We start from the raw sequence: 24,659 nt of genomic DNA on the forward strand, positions 1-24,659 counted from the left end.
AATGCCTGAGTTTGTACATCTACATCTTCATAGTGAATATTCGCTCCTTGACGGCGCCTGCCGTATCAAGGAGCTTGTTTTGCGTGTAAAGGAGCTTGGACAGAAAGCTGTTGCGGTCACAGACCATGGAAATATGTTCGCGGCGGTGGAGTTTTACAACGAATGTCTTGCTCAGGGCATAAAGCCTATAATAGGCTGTGAGGTGTATGTTGCACCAAGAACACGATTTGACAAGCTAGCGAAGATAGACAGTTCGCCTTACCACCTTGTGCTTCTGTGCGAAAACAATGAGGGTTATCAAAATCTTATAAAGCTTGTGTCGGCGGCATATACAGAGGGCTTTTACAGCAAACCGAGAGTAGATGTTGAATTGCTTGAAAAATACCACAAGGGGCTTATCTGCTTGTCGGCTTGTCTTGCGGGTGAGATACCTAGAAAGCTGACAAATGGCGATTATGAGGGCGCGAAGCAGACTGCTCTTAAATATCGTGATATATTTGGCAGGGATAATTACTTTATAGAGCTTCAAAATCATAAGTTTGCAGACCAGCAGAGAATATTGCCTATGCTTATAAAGCTTTCACGAGAAACAGGAATACCGATGGTCTGCACTAATGACGCACACTATCTCAGACGTTCAGACGCTAATGCGCAACGTGTGCTAATGTGTATCTCAACAGGCACGACACTAGACGACCCAAGCAGGCTTGAATTTCCGACAAACGAGTTTTATGTAAAGTCAGCAGAAGAAATGGCGGCGCTTTTTCCCTCTCAGCCTGAGTCGCTGGAGAATACAGTAAAGATAGCTGACAGATGTAATGTAAGCTTTGAGTTTGGCAAAACAAAGCTTCCGTATTTCCATATAGACGGTGTTTCAGATAATGAAAAGTTTCTTCGTGATATGTGCATGAAAGGGCTTTATAAACGTTATGAAAATCCTACAAAAGAGGCTTTGAAACGTGTTGACTATGAGCTTGACGTTATAACGAGAATGGGATATACTGACTATTATCTTATAGTATGGGATTTTGTTCACTATGCAAAGACCCACGGCATACCTGTTGGCTGCGGACGTGGTTCAGGCGCAGGAAGTCTGTGTGCTTATTGCATAGGCATAACGGGTATAGACCCGCTGAAATATGACCTGCTTTTTGAACGTTTTCTCAATCCCGAAAGAGTTTCCATGCCTGACTTTGATATAGATTTCTGCATGGAAGGCAGACAGCGTGTTATTGATTACGTTGTGGAGAAATACGGCTCTGACCATGTGGCGCAGATTGCGACCTTTGGCACGCTTGCGGCAAAGCAGGCAGTGAGAGATGTGGCAAGAGCAATGGGTCTGCCTTATCAGACCGGAGATATGCTTGCAAAGAAAATACCTAGAGGTCAGCCACTTAAATATTCCATAGAGAATATACCTGAGCTTAGTTCCCTTTATAGGACTGATATGAAGATACGACAACTTCTTGATATTGCCATGAGCGTGGAGGGTATGCCACGAAATGTATCTACCCACGCAGCAGGCGTTGTTATCACAAAAGAGCCGGTTGACTTTTACGTTCCTCTCTATTCTCGTGACGGACAAGTTTCCACACAGTATACAATGACAGTGCTTGAACGATTGGGACTTCTTAAAATTGATTTTCTCGGACTCCGCAACCTTACCATTATAGACCACTGCCGAAAGCAGGTGATAGAAACTCACCCTGATTTTGACTTGGAGAAGATACCTCTTGATGACAAGAAGGTATATGAAATGCTGTCACAGGGCAAAACGGAGGGCGTTTTCCAGTTTGAAAGTGCAGGAATGACTGCAACTGTCATGAAGCTTCGCCCTGAAAGATTAGAGGACCTTATCGCTGTTATCTCCCTTTACCGCCCAGGACCTATGGACTCGATCCCAACATATATCCGAAACCGCCATGAACCTGACAGGATAGTGTATAAGCACCCATTGCTCAAAGGCATACTTGAAGTGACATACGGCTGTATAGTTTATCAGGAGCAGGTAATGCAAATATTCCGCACTCTTGCAGGATATTCATACGGCAGAGCGGATATCGTAAGGCGAGCAATGGCAAAAAAGAAAGCGGCTGTTTTGGAAAACGAGCGAAAAGCGTTTATCTACGGTGAGAAAGGGCAGTGCTGTGGTGCAGTGGCAAACGGTGTGCCCGCTAATGTTGCCAATGAGATATTTGACGAAATGACCTCTTTTGCAAGCTATGCCTTTAACAAATCCCATGCGGCGGCTTATGCAACTATCGCATATCAGACAGCGTATTTAAAATGTCATTTCTATAAGGAATACGTGGCGGCACTTATGACTATCACGCTTCTTGACAGCACCGATAAGCTTTACGGATATATTGCAGATGTTGGCAAAAGTGGCGTTAAAATTTTGCCGCTGGATATAAATAAGAGCGAAAGCGGTTTTGTGGCAGAGCCTGAGGGAATACGCTTTGCACTTCTTGCGGTTAAGTCGCTTGGTGAGGGGGCTATCGACAGGATAGTTTCTGAGCGTAAATCAGGTGGAGCGTTTCGTTCGCTTCAAGACTTTTGTACACGAGTTTCGGGCAGAGATATCCACCTGAGAACAGTGGAAGCACTTATAAAGAGTGGAGCTTTTGACGGTTTTGGATACACCAGACGTGAACATCTCAATGCTTGCGAGGACATAATGAAAAGCGTAACTCGGTCAGACGGAAGTGTGATTGAGGGTCAACTTGACTTGTTTGGCATGGGTTCTGCTTTGCCAATGGAAAAGAAGATAGAACGCTGCGGTGAGTTTGACGAACAGCAGCTTCTTGAATTTGAGCATGAAGCTCTTGGTATGTATATATCAGCCCACCCTATAGACCGCTTTGAGTGTGTGATTTCAGCCACAAGGTGCGTCACCTCTGCACAGCTCATAAAAGCCTGTACAGACGAGGGCGGAATGGCTGATAAACGTTTCGCTGATGGGGCGGAAGTAGATTATGCAGGAATGGTCAGGGGCAGAAAAATGCTAAAGACCAAAAAAGGCGATATGATGTGTTTTGTGGAGCTTGAAGACAAGTTCGGAACGTTAGAGATAGTGGTTTTTCCGTCAGTTTTTCAAACTATGGGAGGCCTTATAAAAGACAGAGCGCTTCTACACGTCAAAGGCAAGATATCATGCAAAGAGGAAGAAGAACCTAAGATACTTGCGGATATGCTTGAGCCTGTCGATAGATTTTGCTCATTACAGCTTCAAAGGGATATTTGCGTAAGGCTTGTTTCAAGAGATGCAGAGGGCATAAAGGCTGTTAGAACTATAGCCGAGAAATACAGAGCACAGACTGGTTCAAAGTTTGCGGTATTTTTCAGCGATATACGCAAAATGACAGGCATAAAGTCTGTTCATGCTGTGAAAATGTGTCCTGAACTGCTTGTCGAACTTGAAAACAGACTGGGTGCTGAAAACGTGGTATTTATGGACAGAAAAGGAGAATAAAAATGGAGCCAAGAACATATAAGGTAACAAAAATTGACGGCGATTATGCACATCTTCTCAATGTGGACACAGGCGAAGATCTTCTTATGGCAAGAGCGCTTTTGCCTGACGAAACAGACGAGGGAACAATGCTTCACTGGGAAAATTTCATTTATACGGTAATAGAATAAGTGTATTTATGAAATTCTTGTGAAAAGTATGGAAATCTGCACAGGAATGTGATATACTATATTATTATCGTGTTATCACGAAAAATTTTAGCGTGAAAACGCTTGAAGGAGTAATCAAATGGCTGTATCTTATAGTAGGGAAGAACTCGGCAGAGGAATATCTCTTACAAGAATATATGACAAGAAATTCAAGTCAAACTGCGTGAAGATAGCATTTATATCACCGCTGAACGAAAAAACAGCCTGCGTCAATGCAATGCTGCAAACAGTGCTTGTGACATCAAATGCAGAGATACCTTCACGAACAAAGCTTACATCTACACTCACAGGGCTGTATGGTTCGAGCATAGGCACTAACTGTGGTACCATAGGCGATTATCAGTCTGTCGGTCTGTTTGCGAGCTTTATCGGTGACGATTATACTATAGACGGCGAAGTAATATCCGTTCAGGTTGTAAGACAGCTTCTGAACTGTCTGCTCAGACCGCACCTTGTTGACGGAAAGTTCTGTGAGAAGTATTTTACTTTGAGAAAGCAGGAACTTATCGACGCTATTGTTGCCACTGTCAATGACAAGCGTGGCTATGCACTTTTGCAGGCGAAAAAGGTCATATTTGAGGGCGAGCCTGCGGCTGTGTCTGCAATTGGAACTGTGGAGCTTGCGGAGAACATAACTCAGGAGGATTTGTTAAGACAACACAAAAAGCTTCTTGAAAGTGCAAAGATAGAGATAACCATATCAGGCGGTGGAAACACGGCTGCTGCGGAAAAGCTTATAAGAGATGAAATGGCTGCCCTCGAAAGAGTTTCACCCGTGGAGAAGATAGACTACAGACACAATTCACCTGCAAAGGCAGAGCCTGTTTATAGAGAGCTTAAAATGCAGGTAAGCCAAAGCAAAATGGTCATGGCATTCAAGTCTGATTATGAGGATATCTACACTGCAAAGCTTTTCTGTATGCTTCTCGGAGCAACGCCTTTTTCAAAGCTTTTTGCAAACGTAAGAGAAAAGATGAGCCTTTGTTATTATTGTTCCTCTGCATATGCCGACAGAAAGGGCACGCTTTTTATCGACAGCGGAGTTGAAAGTTGCAATATCGAAAAAGCAAAAAAAGCTATTGAAGAACAGCTCGAAGCTATATGTAATGGTGACTTTACAGATGAGGAGCTTGAAAACACAAAGAAATCTCTTTGCGGAGGCTTTAAGTCAAATTATGACAGCATATATGATATCATGGGTTGGTATGCTGCACAGAACACACGAAACACAGCTTTCGCCCCTGAGGAGATAAACGAGCGGATAGCAAAGCTTACCCGTGAGGACATAATAAGCTGCGCAAAGACTTTTAAGCCTGATACTGTTTTCGTGATCAGGGGCGAGGAAGAGGAGGACTGTGATGAATAAGGAGATCGTAAAAAGCGAGCGGTTGGGCGAGAGCTACAGCGTTTTTCATCACCCGTCAGGACTTGACGTGCTTGTGTGGAAAATGGAGGGCTTCACAACTACAGAAGCCATATTTGCCACAAAGTACGGCTCAATTTACAACTGTTTCAAGACCAAGGACAGCAAAGATTTCATCACTGTGCCAGAGGGCATAGCCCATTTTCTTGAGCATAAGCTTTTTGAAAACGAGGACACAGATGTTTTTGACTTATATGCAAAAACTGGTGCCAACGCAAACGCTTTCACGTCTTTTGATGAAACGGCATATACGTTCAGTTGCTCGGAAAACTGGGAGGATTCTCTTGAAATACTTCTTGACTTTGTTCAGAAGCCATATTTTACAGAGCAATCTGTGGCTAAGGAGCAGGGAATAATCGGTCAGGAAATAAAAATGTGTGCAGATTCTCCTGAAAGACAGTGCTTTTATAATCTGCTGAAAGCTCTGTATGTAAACCACCCTATAAAGATAGATATTGCAGGAACTGTTGATACTATTGCTGAGATAACCCCTGAGCTTCTTTATAAGTGTTACTACACTTTCTATAATCTTCACAACATGGTCCTTGCCATTGCAGGAAATGTTGACGAGGATAAGGTCATGGAAATATGCGATAAAATGTTGAAGCCATGCGAGAATATGGAGCTTGAAACAAAGCTTCCTGATGAGCCTGAGAATGTAGCGCAGAAAAAGATATTTCAGAGCTTCCCTGTGGGTCTTCCACTTTTCAATATCGGCTTCAAGTGCAAGCCTTATGAGGGCAGAGAACTTTTCAAAAAGGCTGGAACAGCGTCAGTTGCGCTTCATCTGCTTGTAGGCTCGTCTTCGCCACTTTATAAGCAGCTTTTTGACGACGGACTGATAAATTCGCAGTTTGGTGTCGAAGTGTTCACAAGCGGCGGAGTATTCTCTCCAATAATATCAGGTGAATCCCATGACCCCGAAGAGCTTTATCGCCGCTATCTAGCTGAGATAGAGCGTGTAAAGAAAGAGGGCTTTGACAAGTCGCAGTTTGATATGATAAAGCGTTCTATGTACGGCGAAATAGTAAGAGGAATGAATAATCCTGAAAGAGCAGCAGATTATCTTGCAGAAAGCTATTTTGAAAACTCTGACGCTTTCTATGAAGCACAGGTTCTTGCAGAAATGACTGTGGAGGATTGCGAAAACGCCGTAAGAGAAATGTTCGACCCTGAAAAGTCGTCTATCTCCGTGGTAGATAATAAGTAGGTATTTTGAGCTACAGACTCAGTGAAAGGAATGATAAATTTATGACAGCATTGCAGTTTCTTGCCGACTCTTCGGCAAATGACGCAATAAGGGAAAAACTCAGAGAGTTTCCGAACAGAGTTTATTTCCCCAATTTCGGAAAGGGTGACAATATCTTCAAAGAGGGTATTGATATCGACAGAGTGCTTTTTACAGTGCCAGGTACGAATTTCAAGATATATTGGTATGGTTTTTTGATAACCATCGGTATTCTTCTTGCGATGATATACGGCTTCAGAAGAATGAAGACCGTAGGCATCGACCCTGATAGAGCGACAGATTCCGTTATCGGCGGACTTATTGGAGCTATCTTTGGCGCAAGATTTTATTATATCATCTTTAATACAGAGGGCATGAAATTCTCAGAGTTTTTCGATATTCGTGACGGAGGTCTTGCTATCTACGGCGGACTTATCGGTGCGATAATCGTGGGCGGAATTATAGCAAAAGTAAGAAAGCTGAAGCTTACTGCGCTTCTTGACGTGGTCGCACCATGTTTTCTTATCGGTCAGTGTATCGGACGTTGGGGCAACTTCTTCAATCAGGAGGCTTTCGGTGCAAATACAAAGCTTCCTTGGGGCATGATAAGCAACACCACAATGGAATATATCTCAAACCATTATGACGAGCTTGGCGGCAAAGTGTCGGCTCTTGACCCTATCCATCCATGCTTCCTTTATGAATCTATTTGGTGTCTTATTGGATTTATAATCCTGCATTTCTATATTAAACACCGCAAGTTTGACGGCGAAGTATTCCTTATGTACACAGGCTGGTACGGTCTGGGAAGATTTTTCATCGAGGGTCTGAGAACAGATTCGCTCTATCTTGGAAACATAAGAGTATCACAGCTTGTTGCAGGCACTTGTGTTCTTGCTTCACTTGTACTTATAATCGTGTTCAGAGGTATCACAAAGAGAAACAGCGACTACAAGCTGTTCGTTGATACAGAGCTTTCAAAGGCACAGCTTGAACAGTATAACAGCTATAATGATATGCAGCAGGAAAAGAAAGAGCTTAAACATAAGATAAAGGAGGCTAAGGATAAGGGCGAAAGCTTTATCGAGCTTCAAAAAGAATATGACGAAAAATTCGGCAAGCAGGCTCAAAAAGACAAGCTTAAAGAAGCCGAGGAAAAGGACAAGGAGTCACACACCAAAGCCGAGACAGAGTATAAGTCTATCCTTGGTGACGATAACGATGAGGACAGCGAAGTAAAAGATACAGATGAAAAGGATACGGAGGAAGAATAAATGGGACAGATAATTGACGGCAAGGCAGTATCAGCCAAGGTCAAGGAAGAAATAAGACTTGAAACAGAGAAGCTTAAAGAGCAGGGCATAGAGATAGGTCTTGCAGTGGTCATCGTCGGTGATGACCCTGCTTCTCAGGTCTATGTAAGAAACAAGGAAAAGGCTTGCGAAACTGTGGGCTTTAATTCATTCAAGTATGCTCTCCCTGCGGAAACAACAGAAGAAGAGCTTCTCGACCTTGTCAAAAAGCTCAATGATGATGACAGAGTGGACGGAATACTCGTTCAGCTCCCACTGCCAAAGCACCTTGACGATAAAGTGATAATAAATAACATCAGACCTGACAAGGACGTTGACGCTTTCCACCCTGTAAACGTGGGCAAAATAATGATAGGCGATTACAGTTTTCTGCCATGCACACCTGCCGGCGTTATGGAGCTTATCAAGTCAACAGGTACTGACATTGCAGGCAAGGAGTGTGTAGTGATCGGCAGAAGCAATATCGTTGGTAAGCCTCAGGCTATGCTGTTGCTGCACAATAACGGCACTGTAACTATATGCCACTCAAAGACAAAGAACCTCAAAGAGGTCTGCTCAAGAGCAGATATACTGGTTGCGGCTGTTGGCAGACCAAAGATGATAACCGCTGATTATATCAAGGAGGGCGCAGTAGTTATTGACGTTGGTATGGATCGTGATGAAAACGGCAAGCTTTGCGGTGACGTTGATTTTGAGGACTGCAAGGATAAGGCTTCATTTATCACACCTGTTCCAGGCGGAGTTGGCCCTATGACCATTGCAATGCTTATGAGAAACACACTCACAGCAGGCAAGGCTCATCACGGCATAGAATAGTTGTAAAATTTCTGTTAAGACTATTTACAATTTGTCTGAAATAATGTATAATATATGAGTTGCTTACTGCAACATATCCATGCAACAGAATATGGGTCACGCCCGTAAGTGGGAAAGTTACCTGCCATATTCTTTTACATCGGAAATATTTTAACGAAAGAGGTACAAAAAATGCTTAGAAAAGACGAAAAGACAGCTGTTATCGAAGCTAACAGAACTCACGAAACAGACACAGGTTCACCTGAGGTACAGATCGCTATCCTTACAAAGAGAATCAGCGACCTTACAGAACATCTTAAGACACACAAGAAGGACAATCACTCAAGAAGTGGTCTGTTCAAGATGATCGGTAAGAGAAGAAATCTTCTCAACTACCTCAAGAAGAAGGATATCGAAAGATACAGAGCTACTATCGAAAAGCTGGGTATCCGTAAGTAATCATGTAACTGACATCAAGGCAGAGGCATTTATTGCCACTGCCTTTTGGTGTTTATTTGAACTGTTGGTGAAAGGTAACTTAGCATTAAACAGAATGTATGAAGCTCGTATGTCCTGTTTATTGCTAATGCTTTCACCATACAGAAAAAACTAAATTTCTAAAATGGAGGAAAGACAATGTTTGAGAATTTCAAAACTTTTGAAACGACATATGCAGGCAGACCTGTAGTAGTTGAAACAGGTAAGACCTGCGGACTTGCTAACGGCTCTTGCTGGGTAAGATACGGTGAAACGGTTGTAATGGCTAACGTTACAGCTTCCGCAAAGCCAAGAGAGGGTGTTGACTTTTTCCCACTTTCAGTTGACTTTGAGGAGAAAATGTATGCAGTAGGCAGAATACCAGGTTCTTTCACAAAGAGAGAAGGCAAGGCTTCTGACAAGGCTATCCTTGCTTCAAGATGTGTAGACAGACCTATCAGACCTCTTTTCCCAAAGGATATGAGAAATGACGTTTCAGTTGTTATGACAGTTCTTTCTGTTGACCCTGACAACTCACCTGAGATCACAGGTATGATAGCTACATCTATTGCACTTTCTATCTCTGATATTCCATGGAACGGCCCAGTTGCATCTATCAACGTAGGTTACGTTGACGGCGAACTTGTTCTTAATCCAACTCTTGAGCAGAGAGCTAAGAACAGACTTAACCTTACAGTTGCAGGCTCTGCTGAAAAGATAGTAATGATCGAGGCAGGTGCAGACCAGATACCTGACGATCTTATGCTCAAGGCTATCATGACCGGTCATGAAGAGATAAAGAAAATGGTAGCTTTCATCAACGATATCAAGGCTCAGATCGGTAAACCTAAGTTTGAGTTTGAGTCAATGGAAGTTGACCACGATCTGTTCGACGCTGTTGAAGCAATGGTAGGCGAGCAGGTAAAGGTCGCTCTTGATACAGATGATAAGAATGTAAGAGACGCAAGACTCCAGCCAATAATCGACGCTGTTCATGAGAAGTTCGACGAGCAGTGCGAGGATAACACAGCTGTTCTTGACGAAGTTATGTATAAGCTCCAGAAGAAGATAGTTAGAAACTGGCTCTATGAGGGCAAGCGTGTTGACGGCAGAGGTATCGACGAGATAAGACCACTTGCTGCTGAAGTTGGCGTTCTCCCAAGAGTACACGGTTCAGGTATCTTCACAAGAGGTCAGACACAGGTAATGACTATCGCAACACTTGGCCCTGTTTCAGACGCTCAGAAACTTGACGGTATCGACGAGGAAACTTCCAAGAGATATATGCACCAGTACAATTTCCCTTCATATTCTGTTGGTGAAACAAGACCTTCAAGAGGTCCGGGAAGAAGAGAGATAGGTCACGGCGCACTTGCTGAGAGAGCACTCGTTCCGGTTATCCCTTCTGTTGAAGAGTTCCCATATGCTATCAGATGCGTATCTGAGGTGCTTTCTTCAAACGGTTCTACATCACAGGGTTCTATCTGTGGTTCTACACTTGCACTTATGGACGCAGGCGTTCCTATCAAAGAGCCTGTTGCTGGTATCTCATGCGGTCTTATCACTAAGGAGGACGGCAGCTGGATGACTATGGTAGACATTCAGGGCCTTGAGGACTTCTACGGCGATATGGACTTTAAGGTAGGCGGTACAAAGAACGGTATCACAGCTATTCAGGTGGATATCAAGGTCGACGGTCTGACACCTGAGATAATCGCAAGTGCTTTTGAAAAGACAAGAAAAGCAAGAATGTATATTCTTGATGAGATAATGCTCAAGGCTATCCCTGCTCCTCGTGCTGAGGTAAGCAAGTGGGCACCTAAGATGCTGGCAACAAAGGTACCGGTTGACAAGATCAGAGAAGTTATCGGTTCAGGCGGAAAGGTAATTCAGAAGATCTCTGCTGAGTGCGACGTTAAGATAGACATATCTGAGGACGGTAGCGTATTCGTTTCAGGTATCGACAAGGAAAAGGCTGAACAGGCAATCAATATCATCAATACTATCGCTAATGACCCTGAGATAGGTGCTATCTATAGAGGTAAGGTAGTAAAGATCATGAACTTTGGTGCTTTCGTTGAAATAGCTCCTGGTAAGGACGGTTTGGTACACATTTCTAAGCTTGACAAATCAAGAGTAGAAAAGGTCGAGGACGTTGTTTCAGTTGGCGACGAGATCGTTGTTAAGGTAATGGAGATCGACGATCAGGGCAGGATCAATCTTTCAAGAAAAGACGCTCTTGCTGATATCGAAGCTAAGAAGAACGCTAAGTAATAAGTTTTTAAGAGCGGGCGGCTATGTGCTGTCCGCTTTTTTTTGTTGACAAATTTGTTGACAAAAAAGAAGAAATATGTTAATATAAAAGTAATAAATTTTTATAGGGGGTATCTTTATGAGATGTACAGTATGCGGGTGCGATATTCTGCCTAACAGCATTTGCTGTCAGAATTGTGGCACAAGAGTTATTGAAATGACAGGGGTAAATTCGGCACAGCCGAGGTATGGCAATAGTTTCAATAATAGCTTTAATAATGGCTTTGACAATGGTCTTAACAGCAATGTGAGGGCAGTGAGAAAGAATACGTCTATAGGCAAAAAGGTGCTTATCCTTTTGCTGGCATTGTTTGTGGGCGCAGCTATCGGTTTTGGATATTGGTACTATCACAATGTTTCAACTCATACCATTAGAGAGGAGAACTTTAGCGTTGAACTGCCAAGGTCACTTGAAAAGGCAACCACAATAGATTATGCGGCACAGAGCAGTGATGGAACTGTAAAAGCCAACGGAAAGTACGCCGATGTTAATAGCGATTTTCAGTATATGATCCTTGATTACTCTTCACTTGCTGGCGAAACAACGGATATTCTTACTGAGAAACTGTTTGTTACCTACATGAAGGGCAATTTGAAAAGTCAGTTTGGAAGCAGCTATAAAGAAGTGTATGCTGATGGTAACAAGCTTAAAATGACCTATCGTGCAAAAACGGGCGACGAAGTTTATAACTATGCTATATGCAAAAAGTCAGGTTATAAATATTATTGGTTTGTTTTTGGCTGTAAGGCTGATGAAAAGGATTTCTATGACCCGAAATTTGAAAAGTGGGCAAGCACTATCCATATCAATTAATACAAAATTTATAAAATCGATTTGTTAAATTATTGACATAATAAACAGTATATGTTAGAATAAAAGCATAAATTATATGAGGGAGAAAAGAATATGAAATGTCCTATTTGTTCGGCAAAGATCAGTGATACTGACGCTTTTTGTCCTAATTGTGGGTCGGCTGTGAAGTCTGAAACAAGCGGTTATATGGATTCTATCGACACATCAAACCTTGGTGAGAATGTTGGCTTTGGCAAGCGCAACACTACAGGTGCACAACCTGTGAATGCAGTACCTCAGCAGAATTATGCTCAGGGTCAGCAGTCTTATGGTCAGCAACAGAACGGCTACGCTCAGCAGAGTTATCCGCCTCCGCAGAATGGCAATGCTCAGACGCCTTATGGCAGTGCATATGAGCCTTATAAGATAGCGCCTGTTACATCTGCTAAAAAGGGCATACCAAAGCCTTTGATGTCAGTTCTTGTGTTTATCCTTGCGTTCTTGGTTGCTTTCGGCGTGAGATATTTTTACAAAAACACAGCTACGAAAACATTGCAGGGTACAGGATATACAATGACCGCTCCTGCGGATATTGAGAAATCTAGCAGTACAAATCTGTATGCCCTTGATAACTTTTCCAACAACGAGGTGGGCATAAACGCTGTTAAGCTTTCATATTCTGATATTGCACTTTATGGCTATGGCAAGGGCGAGTCTGCATCGGATATCTTTGATTTTATCCTTGAAAACGGCTCAACAACCTTAAAAATAACAGGTAAGGATTCAAAATATATTTATTATACCCAGAGCATAGGAGATAAACATTATTACGGCATGAGTTCTATAACAGAGGGCAACGGTGGCTACTACATTTTTGATTTTCTGTGCGAGCAGAAAAATAAGTCAAAGTATGAAGATAAGTTCAAGGATTGGGCTGCTTCAGTTGAGATAAAGTAAATAATTCAAGCTGTCCTTCGGGGCAGCTTTTTTTGTTTTGCATAAAAATCTTGCTTTTTTCGTCAAAAAGGTGTAAAATGAATCATATGACACAAAATCTGCTTTCCGCATAAAATGTACTAATAATATGTGGAGGTGATCTTGTGTTGAATCTTATACTTCTTCTGGCTCTTGTGCTGGCGGTCGTTATTTGGTTTTGGGTGAAATGGTATAAGGTGCGAAATGTTGGCAAGCGTGGAGGATATTTGCTTATCCCATGTAAAAAGAATACACGTGAGCTTGAACATATGGTAAAAAGCTGTTATTGGGAGGAGTTTTTTCAGCCTGAATATTATGGGAGAGAAATAATCCTCGTTCAGCTTGACAAAAGCGAGATAAATTATGTTTCAAAGCGTTTGGAACAGGATTATAGCATCGTTCACTGTGTTGATATAACTGAACTTGCAGATTTTATCAAGCGCAGAGAGCTGAAATGCCATGAAAAATAGATCATTCGGAGAATAATATGGAAGATTTAAAGACCCTCAAGGGTGAGGTTGACAGCATAATATTTAAAAGTGAGGACACAGGCTTCTGTGTGCTTATGCTTAACTGTGACAATGACCTTATCACAGTTGTTGGCGAAATGGGTGACGTTGAGGAGGGCGAAGATCTCGTTGTAACAGGGGAGTTCACTTCACATCAGAAGTTCGGCGAGCAGTTCAAGGTGCATATCTTTGAGCGTTCTTTGCCTACTACCTCTGCAGCGATTCAGCGTTATCTTGCAAGCGGTGCTATATCAGGCGTAGGGCCTGTACTTGCCAAAAAGCTTGTGAACAAGTTCGGGGACGATACCCTTGACATAATAGAAAATACTCCCGACAGGCTCACGGAGATAGACGGGATAACAGTGAAAAAAGCGGAAAAAATATCTCAGGAGTTCAAAACCACTTTTGCCGCAAGGTCTCTTATGTCATATCTTAACAAATTCGAGATAGAAACTTCTTATGGCATAAAGGCGTGGAAGCGTTGGGGCAACACTGCCGAGCAGATTATAAAATCAAACCCTTATGTGCTTTGTATTCAGGGCGTCGATCTGTCATTTTCCCGTGCGGACGCAGTTGCGGCAAAGTCTGATATCCCTGCTGACAGCGAGTGCAGGATAAAGGCAGGCATTACATATATTCTAAGACAAAACGCTGACCAAGGTCATACCTGCCTGCCTTTAGACAGTCTTGTGAAAACAGCGGTAAGTTATCTTGATGTTGATGATAAGCTTATAAAAAAAGTAATCGAGGATGAAACTGAGGAGGAAAACCTCTACTATTACGATAAGCATGGCAGACGTTTTGTTATGCTTGCAGATTTTTACAAAGCTGAGGACTACATAGCAAGGCGACTTGCCATAATGAGGCAGATCTCTTATGACAATAAGATAGATTTTTCCGAAGTAATTGATCTTGAAGAGGAAAATAACGGCATACAATATGAAAAAATACAGCGTGAAGCCATAAATCTTGCACTGTCAAAGGGTTTTCTTGTGCTGACGGGAGGACCAGGTACAGGAAAGACCACAACGCTCAACGCTATAATTTCTCTTTATCAGCAGCAAGGGCTTAACGTTATGATATGTGCACCAACAGGCAGAGCCGCCAAAAGGCTTTCTGACCTTACGGGATTTGACGCAAAAACTATCCATAGGCTTCTTGAAGTGAAGCATACAAGCGGTGACACACTTGCGTTTATACATGATGAAAACAATCTTCTCGATTGTGACGCTTTGATAATCGACGAGATGTCCATGGTGGATTCCTGCCTTTTTGAAGCCGTTTTGAGAGCCATAAGCGTTACCTGCAAGCTCGTTCTGGTGGGGGACAGCGATCAGCTTCCGTCAGTAGGTGCAGGAAATGTGTTAAAGGATATTATTGACAGCGGAGTAATGTCTGTTGTAACACTAAAAGAGATCTTCAGACAAGCACAGGAGTCTGAGATTGTTATGAACGCCCATAAGATAGTAAACGGCGAGCATATCGACCTAGCCAGCAAGGACAAGGATTTCTTTTTTATGCAACGGCTTGAATATGGAGAACTTCAGGATCTTGTGGTGGAGCTTTGCAAAACAAGGCTGCCAAAAGCCTACGATTACTCGCCTATAGACGACATTCAGGTGCTTTCGCCTACACGTAAAGGTCCTGCGGGTACTGTGGAGCTAAACAAGCGTCTGCAGCAGGAGCTTAATCCTCCTGCCGCAGGAAAATCAGAGGTCAAGACCCCTGTTTATACTTTCAGAAAAGGTGACAAGGTCATGCAGACCAAGAATGATTATGAAATTCTTTGGAAAAAGTATATAACCGAGGACAAGACCGAAAGTGGCGCAGGCATTTTTAACGGTGATATAGGCATAATAATTGCAGTGAACAAGATACTTAAAACTGTGACTATAGATTTTGAGGGCAGAATAGCTGTCTATGACAAGCAAATGCTGGATAATCTGGAACTTGCCTATGCCATAACAGTGCATAAAAGCCAAGGTTCTGAGTTTGATGTTGTCATTCTCACTGTATTCGGTGGATTTGACAAGCTTTATTACAGAAATTTGCTTTATACGGCTGTGACAAGAGCTAAAAGAATGCTTATAATAGTTGGCTCGAAAAAGCGTGTTGATTTTATGATAGATAATAATAAACGCACTTTGAGGTATACTGCGCTTAAAAATATGCTAATGGAGCTTGTAGAGGGTGATGACAGTGGTCAGCAGACGCTTGATATATAAATTTCTGCTTGATTTTGTTTATCCTAATCGTTGTCCTATATGTGGAAGTTTTATAAAATGGGACGAGCTTTTGTGCAAAAATTGTGAATGTAAGCTGCCTTTTCATAAAAAAATATTGTGCGAAAAGTGCGGCAAGGATAAGTGCCTAAATCATGATTCACTACATTTTGATAGGATTTATACTCTTATGAGATATGAGGATATCTGCGTGAAAGCAATATATCAGCTTAAAAACGACAGACAGCTTAATTTTGCGGAATATTCTGCGAAGCTTCTGGGTAATGTGCTAAGAGAAAATGGTATCGCACAGCAGGCGGATATCATCACATCAGTGCCAATGCACAGATCAAAACGCCGTAAAAGGGGATATGATCAGGCACAAAAGCTTGCACACTTTACGGCTATGGAGCTTGGGATAAGAGAAGATCATCGCCTGCTTGGACGGACAAGGGATACCGCAGAACAGCATACTTTGACTGCCGCTCAACGAAAAACTCATGCGGAGGATATTTATTATTCTCTTGCAAAACACGTTGACATAAAAGGTAAAAATGTCCTGCTATTTGATGATGTTTACATAACAGGTTCAACGCTTAACGTGTGCAGCGGACTGCTAAAGAATATGGGTGCAAAAAACGTCTTTTGTGCAGCTATCGCCACCACCTTGCTCGATGAAAAACACAAAGAATAAAACAGACCGCCTTCGGTATAATAATATCGGGAGGCGGTCTTTATGATAACTGAGGAACAGTTTGCGGCGATAAAAAGACTTATCGTGTCTGAAAACTGCATGATAGACAGGTTTGAGCATTATGTGAGTGAGATAAAAGAGCCGCAGCTAAAGGAAGATATGCAAAAGCTTACAGCGGCTTTGAAAAATCAGCGTTCAGGGTTGCTCACAAGTCTGGAGGATAACAATGGTAACTGACGGAAATATAATAAAAGAAGCAAGATTTTTTGTCAAGGCGTATTCAAAGGAGTTTTGTCAGACCTACAGTGATCTATGCGGAAGTCCTTTTGCAGAGTGTATAAAAAGTGCGCTTGATGGTCAGCTTAGAATAGCAGAGAAGCTTGAAAGTCTTGAAAAAACATACTGTGACAAAACCAAGCTGCCAATTGCAGACAGTATTGATGTGAACAGATTTTTATATAAGAACAGGGAAGATATGAGGTAAAAAGTCCGCAGATGCTCGTCTGCGGACTTTTGTTATTTTGATATATGTACGTCAAGTTGGTCGAATGGTATGGAAATGCCGTTTGCGTCAAAGCGTTCCTTTGCCTCTTTGAGAAATTTGTATCGTATCTCCCAGTAAGCATCGGTCGGTATCCATACACGCATGATAAGGATTATAGCGCTTGCGCCATGCTCGCAGATAGCCACAAGCGGCTTGTCAGGCTCGTTTATTACCCTTGGCTCATCATTGAGCATTTCTCTAAGAATAGCCATTGCCTTGTTGTGGTCGTCATTGTAGCTGATAGAGAATTTCAGTTCAAGGCGACGTTTGTCGTCAGCAGTTATATTCGTAATAGTCGATTGTGAAACAACACCGTTTGGTATAAATATCATCTTATTCTCAAGGGTCTTTAGGGTGGTGTAAAGTATAGAGATAGCGTCAACAGTTCCCTCTGAGTCGCCTATTTTTACATAATCACCGCATTTAAAAGGCTTTGAAAAAAGTATGATAAAGCCGCCTGCGACGTTTGAAAGACTGTTTTGAAGAGCAAGACCGATAGCAAGACCTGCTGCACCAATAGTTGCGACTATTGAGGACATAGGTACTTGAAGTGCTGAAAGTGCCATTACTATTATTATAATAAGCAATACAGTGTGTACCACAGATGTGAGAAATTTATGTATAGTCACATCTGTTCGACGCATGCTCAAACCTTTGTGCATGACCTTCAAAACAAGCTTGTCAAGAAGTATTCCTAAAAGAAAAATAACAGCCGCCGCAATAAGATGTGGTGTAAATTCCTCAAGCCAATTTAAAAATTTGTCAGACAAAAAATCATCTCCGTAACATTATTATGTAAAGATATTATAACATCTTAACATGATATTTGCAAGTGTGCCCAATATATAAGTTTTTTTGCGTATTTATGCACTTTTATCAGAAATCATAACAAAAATAGGTGTTGACTTGGAGATAATTTTGTGAAAAAAATGTGGGAAAAAGTCTTGCTATTTGTGTGGCTTTGGTGTATAATAATATTAAGTTTTATTATACTTACAGTAAGGAGAATTTTTATGATCAATTTTCTTAACACTGCAGCTCAGATGGTTGCGGCAAAGAGTACGATCAGTCCTGATCAAAAAGATCTGGGTGCTGGAACTGTTGCCTCTGTCGTTATCACGGGTATAGTTGTGGTATTTATCGGACTTGTTCTGCTTATTCTGCTTGTGTCGATATACGGCAAGATATTTGACGTTATCAACGGCAGAGCTGCAAGAAAGGCTGAAGAGGCAAAAAAAGCTGCTGAAGCTGCAAAGGCTGTTGCTAAGCCAGAGCCAATAAAGGCTGCTGCCCCTGTTGTAGAAGACGGCATTGAAGAAGAAACAGTTGCTGTTATCATGGCTGCAATTTCGGCTATGAGTAGTGCAGAGGGCAAGAAGCTCGTTCTTAAGAGCGTTAAAACTGCCAAGCCTCAAAGACCAGCATGGTCTACCGCAGGCATAATAGACAATACAAGACCATTTTAGTGCAGTTGACGTGAAAGGAACGTGATAATAGATGTCAATAATTAATTCATTTCTTGATACCATGGCGTCTTTGGCGTCACAGTCGGGTTTTGCGGGTTTCCTCGTAGACGGCGGCTGGAAAAATATCATAATGATACTTATTTCATTCGTATTTATGTATCTGGCTATTGCAAAGGGCTTTGAGCCGCTTCTGCTTTTGCCTATCTCATTCGGTATGCTGCTTACAAACCTGCCATACGCTGAGATGTATCATCCAGACTTCTGGAACTACAAAACGGTTGCAGGCAATGACCACTATATAGATTACGGTCAGATACTTCAAAAGGGTGGTCTGTTGGATATTCTTTACATGGGCGTTAAGCTTCAGATCTATCCACCACTCATATTCCTTGGAATCGGTGCAATGACAGACTTTGGTCCGCTGATCGCAAGCCCTAAGAGCTTTCTTATGGGTGCTGCTGCACAGGGCGGTATCTTCTTTACATTCATCGGTGCGGCTCTCTTCGGCATGAGTGCTGCTGAGTGCGGTTCTATTGCTATCATCGGCGGTGCTGATGGTCCTACATCTATTTATGTATCTTCAAGACTTCTAACCTCAAACAGTAATATCGGCGTTGGTACTATTGCACTTGCAGCCTATACATATATGGCTCTTGTTCCTATTATCCAGCCGCCTATCATGAAGGCTCTTACAACAAAGAAAGAGCGTTCTGTAGTAATGGGTCAGCTAAGACCTGTTTCTAAGGTAGAAAAGCTTATTTTCCCTATCCTCGTAACTATCGTTATCTCACTCATGGTTCCTTCAGCAGCTCCACTGGTTGGTATGCTCATGTTTGGTAACCTTCTTAAAGAGAGTGGCGTCTGCGACAGACTTGTTAAGACTGCTCAGAACGAGCTTATGAACATCATCACTATCTTCCTTGGTGTAACAGTTGGTGCAACAACACAGGCAGATAAGATCATGAACATTCAGTTTGCAGAAGTTATGGCACTTGGCGTTGTGGCATTCTCAATTGGTACAGCCTGCGGCGTACTTCTTGGTAAGCTTATGTATGTTCTTTCAGGTCACAAGATCAATCCTCTTATCGGTTCAGCAGGTGTATCTGCCGTTCCAATGGCAGCTCGTATCTCTCAGAAGGTCGGTCAGCAGGAAGTTCCTACAAACTATCTGTTGATGCACGCTATGGGTCCTAATGTTGCCGGCGTTATCGGTTCAGCCGTTGCTGCTGGTGTTCTTCTTACAATTGTAAGATAAGATCAGAAATTTTTCGGGACGATGAAAAGCATCGTCCCGATTTTTGTGTATAGTTTAGGAGAGTTGATATGTCAGAAAGTAAATTTTTTGCAGTGATATCCCGTATGAAATATATAAATCGTTGGGCACTTATGAGAAACACGATCAATGAGAATATTAGCGAGCATTCCCTTGAAGTTGCTTTTATCGCACATGTGCTTGCACTTATCAGAAATAAGCGATTTGGCGGTAATGTTTCTCCTGAGAGATGTGCGCTGCTTGCTATGTATCATGATGTCACCGAGATAATCACAGGTGACTTGCCTACGCCTATAAAATATTACAGCCATGAGATAAAGGGCGCATATGATGAGATCGAGCAGAAAGCCAAAAATACTCTGGTGTCTTATCTTCCTGATGATCTGAAAGAGGACTTTGAGCCGCTTTTCTGTAAAACTCCACAGGAAGAAGAAGCATGGACTCTTGTTAAAGCGGCTGATAAGCTTTCTGCACTTATAAAGTGCCTTGAAGAAAGACAAATGGGAAATACTGATTTTGCATCAGCTGAAAAATCTACACTTGAATCTATTGTCGCAATGAATATTCCAGAAGCAAATGTTTTTCTTGATGAATTTATTCCAGCTTATACATTAACTCTTGACGAACAAGCTTGACAATGCCCCAGTGGTGTTGTATAATAGAAACTGAAATTATAGGACAATATTAAGTGGGAAGATATTGAATTAACGGAGGCTTTCAATTGGATATTATCGTTTCTGCGTCGCTGCTTGCCTGCGACTTTTCAAACCTTGCGTTCGAGATAAAGCGTGCTGAGGACGCTGGTGTTGACTGGATTCATTATGATGTCATGGACGGAATGTTTGTGAGAAATATAAGTTTTGGCGAACCGCTTTTGAAAAGTGTGGGCAAAAGCATAACTATTCCAATAGACGTTCATCTCATGATTTGCGATCCTATCAGATATATTGACAACTACGCAGATCTTGGAGCTGACCTTATAACTTTTCATTATGAGGCGGCTGATGATCCGCAAGCTGTTATTGACAAAATACATTCGAGGGGGATCAAGGCAGGAATCTCCATTAAGCCTGCAACACCTGTAAGTGCGATCCAGCCATTTCTTAAATCTGTTGATATGGTACTCGTTATGACAGTAAACCCAGGTTTTGGCGGTCAAAAGTTTATTCCTGACACTCTTGAAAAAATAAGCGAAGTGAGATATCTAATTGACCAGACGGAAAGGGATATCAGACTTCAGGTTGACGGTGGCGTAAATCTCGAAACTGCTGGTTTGCTTAAAGAATCGGGTGCAGATACTTTAGTAACGGGAACATATGCTTTTAAGGCAAACGATATGCCAGAGGCTGTTAAGCTTCTAAGAGAAATAGTTTAGTTTTTCAAAAGGAGTACTGCTCAATAATGGGCTGTACTCCTTTATTTTGTTTATAATCACGTTGTCAGCAGCACAGGTTTTCAGTAAAGCTTTTTTCGCAACTGTTGAGCGTGCGTATCCTATGGTGAAGATTAGAGCATGACCACTAGGAAGCTGATACAGACTGCTTTTTATAATCTTTTCGGAGTATTTTTGGTTTATTTCAGTGGCTTTTGATATTAGCTCGTTTGGATCGTAGCTGATTATGGCAAGTTCAGTGGTGTGATGATTGTCGTTTTTAGGTAGTATAAAATATATGTTTATTGTTTCTTCACTTGTCAAAGCAACATCAACTTCAATATTTCCTTCGGATATTTTTATAAGTCCTGCCTCCTTGAGTATAAACATGAGTTCAGATAAAAAATCTTTGCTTCTTTTGTTGTTTTTCTCAAAATCTTCAAAGGATATATTCATTATCCGCATATCATTTTCGTTAAGAATAACTTTTATTTCATACTCTGACAGCCTTTTTATCTCCAAAACAAACACCCCTTATGTATAATGTCAGTCTGTGCTGTATCATTATACTCATAAAGGGTGATTTCTGTGAAAATTTGTTTATGAAAGCTGGTCGGAAAGCTCAGCCCACTCGTCCATTTTCTGGTCAAGGGCGGTTTTGGCTTCTTCAAGCTCTTTGCATTTCTCGCTCATTTTGCTGTAGTCAGAAGCTATCTCAGGGTCAGATATGGCATTTTCAAGCTCAAATATAAGAACTTCTGTGTCTTCGATCTCCTTTTCAAGTTCTCTTATGCGGTTGCGTTTTTGAGCGTCAGCGGCACGCTGTTCCTTACTGCGATATTGTTTTGCTTTGTTTTCTTTGTACGCTTTTTCCTCTTCAGCACGCTTTATCTCTGCTTCGCTCTGCATCTTGAGCTGACGGGCAGCGTTCACCGCTTCGCTGTATGCGTCAAAGTTGCCCTCGTATGAGTTCACCTCGTCATGTTTTATCTCTATTATCCTGCTTGCTACTTTGTTGAGTAGATATCTGTCATGAGATACAAGGATTATCGTTCCACCAAACTCAGCCAGTGCGTCCTCAAGAACTTCCTTTGTGCTTAGGTCAAGATGGTTTGTAGGCTCGTCAAGCACAAGTACATTTCCACGATTGAGAGCCATTATGGCAAAGCAAAGCTTCGCCCTTTCGCCACCGCTGAGAACCGAAATAGGCTTGAACACATTCTCGCCTGTAAGCAGAACTGCACCTAGCACGCTTCTTGCCTGTTGTTCTGATAATCTTGGATAGCGATCCATTATTTCTTCAAGCACTGTCTTATGGGGATCAAGTATAGCGTGTTCCTGTTCAAAATAGGATATTTTCACGTTTCCGCCCCAGCTTATATTGCCGCCCTCATGTGGGATAATGCCTTGGATAAGTTTCAGTATGGAAGTTTTACCGATACCGTTCGCACCGATTATAGCAACGTGCTCTCCACGGCGAACGTTCATGGTAAGTGACTTTATAAGCTCCTTTTTGTCAGCACCTTCGCCAACAACCAGTGGACAGTCAACAACTCGCACGATATCCTTTGTTGGTTCAATATCATATTCAAGCTTTATCTTGGGCGGCTTTGAGTACATAAGCGGTTTGTCGATTCGCTCGATACGGTCAAGCATATGCTGTCTTGACTTCGCCATTTTTGAGGTTGACGCCCTGACGAGATTTTTCGCCACATAGTCCTCAAGCTTTGCTATCTCTTTTTGCTGTGCCTCATATTCTTTGAGCTGACGCTCTGAGTTCATTTTCTTTTGCACAAGATAGGAGGAATAGTCCCCTCGATATGAAGTGAGCCTGCCTTGTTCTATCTCACATATTCTCGTACAGACCTTGTTTAGAAAATATCTGTCGTGTGAAACTATGATTATTGCACCCTTGTAGCCTTTGAGATAGTCCTCTAACCACATGAGCGTTTCAAAATCAAGGTGGTTGGTAGGCTCGTCAAGTATAAGCAGATTAGGTTCTTCAAGAAGAAGCTTAGCCAGTGCAAGACGTGTTTTTTCACCGCCTGAAAGGGTAGAGATGACTCTGTCTGTAGGTGTTGAGCCAAATCCCATGCCGTTAAGCACCTGCTTTATTTTTACATCTATCCTATATCCGTCCCGAGCCTCAAAGTATGAAGAAAGCTCGGCATATTCGTGGCTTATACTGTCAATATCTCCGCCATATGCCATTTTCTTTTCAAGGATTTTCATTTTATCCAGTGTTTCAAGGAGGGGAGCGAAAGCGTTCTTCATTTCCTCACCGATGGTAAGTTCAGAATTAAGTCCGCTGTTCTGCCTTAAAAAACCAATTGAAGCCTTGCCTGCGATATTCACAGAGCCTAGTCCTTCGGGGGTCTTGTCATAACCCTCACTGCCTGTAATGATGTTAAGCAGGGTAGACTTTCCGCATCCGTTTATGCCGATAAGTCCAACGGCTTCTCTGTCTTCAACTGTAAAATTTATATCCTTGAGCAGTGCTTGCCCATTGAAATATTTGTAAAGATGTTCAACATTCAATAACATTGTATATTTCTCCTGTAACAATTATCAGAACTTATTATACACTATTTTCTTCTTGATTTCAACCTTTTTTATTTTATTGCCACACTTATGCCATGCTTAATAAAAAAATATGAAAAAAGTGCGTAAAACTATGTACTTTTTGATCGAGATGTGGTATAATGAAAACAAGTCTATAATTTTAGTCTTGATAGGCTGATTATTTTATCCGAAAGGACGGGTGATGTTAGGGTTGGAGCAGAAGCTTTCTTTGTATGGTTTTAATAATCTAACCAAGACCCTTAGCTTTAACATATATGATGTATGTTATGCCAAAACTGAAAGAGAACAAAAGGAATATATTGCTTATATTGACGAGCAGTATAATTCAGAGAGACTTACGAAAATTCTTTGCGACGTTACTGAGATGATAGGCGCAAGGATACTTAATATATCAAAACAGGATTATGAGCCGCAGGGTGCGTCTGTGAACGTGCTTATTGCTGAAAAAGCCCTCGATGAGGACAGTATCGACCCTTCGTGCAATCAAGGAAAAATAGGCGGCGATGTGCCTGAAATGATACACGCTCACCTTGACAAAAGCCATGTAACTGTTCACACATTTCCTGAATATCACCCAGACAACTCCATTTCCACATTCCGAGTGGATATAGATGTTTCTACTTGCGGAACTATTTCTCCGCTAAACGCACTGAATTATCTTATCAGCAGCTTTGACTCTGATATTATAACTATTGATTACCGAGTAAGAGGCTTTACGCGAGATGTTTTGGGAAAAAAGTTTTTTATAGATCACAAGATAACTTCGATTCAGGATTATATAGATAAAAATACGCTGACTAAATATGACGCTATAGACGTCAATGTTTACCAGTCGAACATTTTCCATACCAAGCTTCTCATTAAGGATATCGACTTGCAGAATTATCTTTTCAAGCAGGACGTATATGAGCTTACGCCGAAGCAAAGGCTTGACATAACAGATAGTCTGCGCCGTGAGATGATCGAGATATACAGCGGCATGAACATATACTGATAAG

The 24,659-nt window shown here is 41.9% G+C and carries 23 protein-coding genes and 1 pseudogene; 21 read left to right on the forward strand and 3 right to left on the reverse strand.

Annotation, left to right across the window (positions count from 1 at the left end; translation table 11 throughout):
• Position 1: 1 nt before the first annotated feature.
• From RBI_RS05865 to RBI_RS05930, 16 genes and pseudogenes are all read left to right on the forward strand, one after another.
• Positions 2-3,472: a DNA polymerase III subunit alpha gene (locus RBI_RS05865; protein ID WP_038671704.1), complete on the forward strand. Its 3,471-nt coding sequence runs from the start codon at positions 2-4 to the stop codon at positions 3,470-3,472.
• 2 nt (positions 3,473-3,474) lie between these two features.
• Positions 3,475-3,642, forward strand: a complete 168-nt coding sequence (locus tag RBI_RS15040; RefSeq protein WP_022286737.1) for a hypothetical protein — start codon at positions 3,475-3,477, stop codon at positions 3,640-3,642.
• A 118-nt stretch (positions 3,643-3,760) separates the two neighbouring features.
• Positions 3,761-5,047 (forward strand): EF-P 5-aminopentanol modification-associated protein YfmF, encoded by a 1,287-nt coding sequence (gene yfmF, locus RBI_RS05870; RefSeq protein ID WP_038671706.1) that lies wholly within the window; start codon positions 3,761-3,763, stop codon positions 5,045-5,047.
• Entirely contained in the window at positions 5,040-6,314 is a 1,275-nt protein-coding gene (gene yfmH / locus RBI_RS05875; RefSeq protein ID WP_038671708.1) for an EF-P 5-aminopentanol modification-associated protein YfmH, read from the forward strand. The genes yfmF and yfmH overlap by 8 nt, the downstream gene beginning before the upstream one ends.
• Before the next feature lie 41 nt (positions 6,315-6,355).
• The gene (gene lgt / locus RBI_RS05880) at positions 6,356-7,606 is read left to right on the forward strand and encodes a prolipoprotein diacylglyceryl transferase (RefSeq protein WP_051706519.1); all 1,251 of its coding nucleotides are present in this window, start codon (positions 6,356-6,358) and stop codon (positions 7,604-7,606) included.
• Entirely contained in the window at positions 7,607-8,461 is an 855-nt protein-coding gene (gene folD / locus RBI_RS05885) for a bifunctional methylenetetrahydrofolate dehydrogenase/methenyltetrahydrofolate cyclohydrolase FolD (protein WP_038671710.1), read from the forward strand.
• Between the two features lie 171 nt (positions 8,462-8,632).
• A complete protein-coding gene (gene rpsO, locus RBI_RS05890) occupies positions 8,633-8,899 on the forward strand; it encodes a 30S ribosomal protein S15 (RefSeq protein ID WP_022286742.1) in 267 nt (88 codons plus the stop codon).
• Positions 8,900-9,076: 177 nt separating this feature from the next.
• Positions 9,077-11,191, forward strand: coding sequence for a polyribonucleotide nucleotidyltransferase (locus tag RBI_RS05895; RefSeq protein WP_022286743.1), 2,115 nt, complete (start codon positions 9,077-9,079; stop codon positions 11,189-11,191).
• 118 nt (positions 11,192-11,309) lie between these two features.
• Entirely contained in the window at positions 11,310-12,044 is a 735-nt protein-coding gene (locus RBI_RS05900; protein WP_038671712.1) for a hypothetical protein, read from the forward strand.
• A 93-nt stretch (positions 12,045-12,137) separates the two neighbouring features.
• On the forward strand, positions 12,138-12,980 hold the full coding sequence (locus tag RBI_RS05905) for a zinc ribbon domain-containing protein (protein ID WP_038671714.1): 843 nt from the start codon (positions 12,138-12,140) through the stop codon (positions 12,978-12,980).
• A gap of 143 nt (positions 12,981-13,123) precedes the next feature.
• Positions 13,124-13,468, forward strand: a complete 345-nt coding sequence (locus tag RBI_RS05910; protein WP_038671715.1) for a hypothetical protein — start codon at positions 13,124-13,126, stop codon at positions 13,466-13,468.
• Between the two features lie 17 nt (positions 13,469-13,485).
• A complete protein-coding gene (gene recD2, locus RBI_RS05915) occupies positions 13,486-15,732 on the forward strand; it encodes an SF1B family DNA helicase RecD2 (protein ID WP_038671717.1) in 2,247 nt (748 codons plus the stop codon).
• Positions 15,701-15,859, forward strand: a pseudogene (locus RBI_RS15575) (double zinc ribbon domain-containing protein); the annotation flags it as partial. The gene recD2 and the pseudogene RBI_RS15575, both read left to right, overlap by 32 nt.
• Before the next feature lie 60 nt (positions 15,860-15,919).
• On the forward strand, positions 15,920-16,423 hold the full coding sequence (locus RBI_RS05920) for a ComF family protein (RefSeq protein ID WP_158455111.1): 504 nt from the start codon (positions 15,920-15,922) through the stop codon (positions 16,421-16,423).
• 42 nt (positions 16,424-16,465) lie between these two features.
• Positions 16,466-16,660 carry a hypothetical protein gene (locus tag RBI_RS05925; RefSeq protein ID WP_022286749.1) on the forward strand — a complete coding sequence of 65 codons (195 nt, stop codon included), beginning with the start codon at positions 16,466-16,468 and terminating at the stop codon, positions 16,658-16,660.
• A complete protein-coding gene (locus tag RBI_RS05930) occupies positions 16,650-16,907 on the forward strand; it encodes a hypothetical protein (RefSeq protein ID WP_022286750.1) in 258 nt (85 codons plus the stop codon). Before RBI_RS05925 ends, RBI_RS05930 begins: the two co-directional genes overlap by 11 nt.
• A gap of 32 nt (positions 16,908-16,939) precedes the next feature.
• Here the strand turns inward: RBI_RS05930 and RBI_RS05935 are convergent, their stop codons facing one another.
• Positions 16,940-17,737, reverse strand: a complete 798-nt coding sequence (locus RBI_RS05935; RefSeq protein ID WP_038671719.1) for a mechanosensitive ion channel family protein — start codon at positions 17,735-17,737, stop codon at positions 16,940-16,942.
• A 243-nt stretch (positions 17,738-17,980) separates the two neighbouring features.
• Between RBI_RS05935 and RBI_RS05940 the strand changes: the two genes are divergently transcribed.
• The 4 genes from RBI_RS05940 (at position 17,981) to rpe (ending at position 21,081) form a co-directional block, all read left to right on the forward strand.
• Positions 17,981-18,433: an OadG family transporter subunit gene (locus RBI_RS05940; RefSeq protein WP_051706523.1), complete on the forward strand. Its 453-nt coding sequence runs from the start codon at positions 17,981-17,983 to the stop codon at positions 18,431-18,433.
• A gap of 31 nt (positions 18,434-18,464) precedes the next feature.
• A complete protein-coding gene (locus RBI_RS05945) occupies positions 18,465-19,688 on the forward strand; it encodes a sodium ion-translocating decarboxylase subunit beta (RefSeq protein ID WP_022286753.1) in 1,224 nt (407 codons plus the stop codon).
• 68 nt (positions 19,689-19,756) lie between these two features.
• The gene (gene yfbR / locus RBI_RS05950) at positions 19,757-20,341 is read left to right on the forward strand and encodes a 5'-deoxynucleotidase (RefSeq protein ID WP_038671721.1); all 585 of its coding nucleotides are present in this window, start codon (positions 19,757-19,759) and stop codon (positions 20,339-20,341) included.
• Between the two features lie 86 nt (positions 20,342-20,427).
• Entirely contained in the window at positions 20,428-21,081 is a 654-nt protein-coding gene (rpe, locus tag RBI_RS05955) for a ribulose-phosphate 3-epimerase (protein ID WP_038671723.1), read from the forward strand.
• On the opposite strand, the gene RBI_RS05960 is transcribed toward rpe, so the two are convergent.
• Positions 21,064-21,600 (reverse strand): adaptor protein MecA, encoded by a 537-nt coding sequence (locus RBI_RS05960; RefSeq protein ID WP_038671724.1) that lies wholly within the window; start codon positions 21,598-21,600, stop codon positions 21,064-21,066. The two genes, rpe and RBI_RS05960, sit on opposite strands and share 18 nt — an antisense overlap.
• A 78-nt stretch (positions 21,601-21,678) precedes the next feature.
• Positions 21,679-23,622, reverse strand: a complete 1,944-nt coding sequence (gene abc-f, locus RBI_RS05965; protein WP_038671726.1) for a ribosomal protection-like ABC-F family protein — start codon at positions 23,620-23,622, stop codon at positions 21,679-21,681.
• A gap of 217 nt (positions 23,623-23,839) precedes the next feature.
• Between abc-f and speD the strand changes: the two genes are divergently transcribed.
• A complete protein-coding gene (speD, locus tag RBI_RS05970) occupies positions 23,840-24,655 on the forward strand; it encodes an adenosylmethionine decarboxylase (RefSeq protein ID WP_171028812.1) in 816 nt (271 codons plus the stop codon).
• Positions 24,656-24,659 lie beyond the last annotated feature (4 nt).

This window comes from Ruminococcus bicirculans (ex Wegman et al. 2014), from assembly GCF_000723465.1.
Taxonomy (GTDB): domain Bacteria; phylum Bacillota; class Clostridia; order Oscillospirales; family Ruminococcaceae; genus Hominimerdicola; species Hominimerdicola aceti.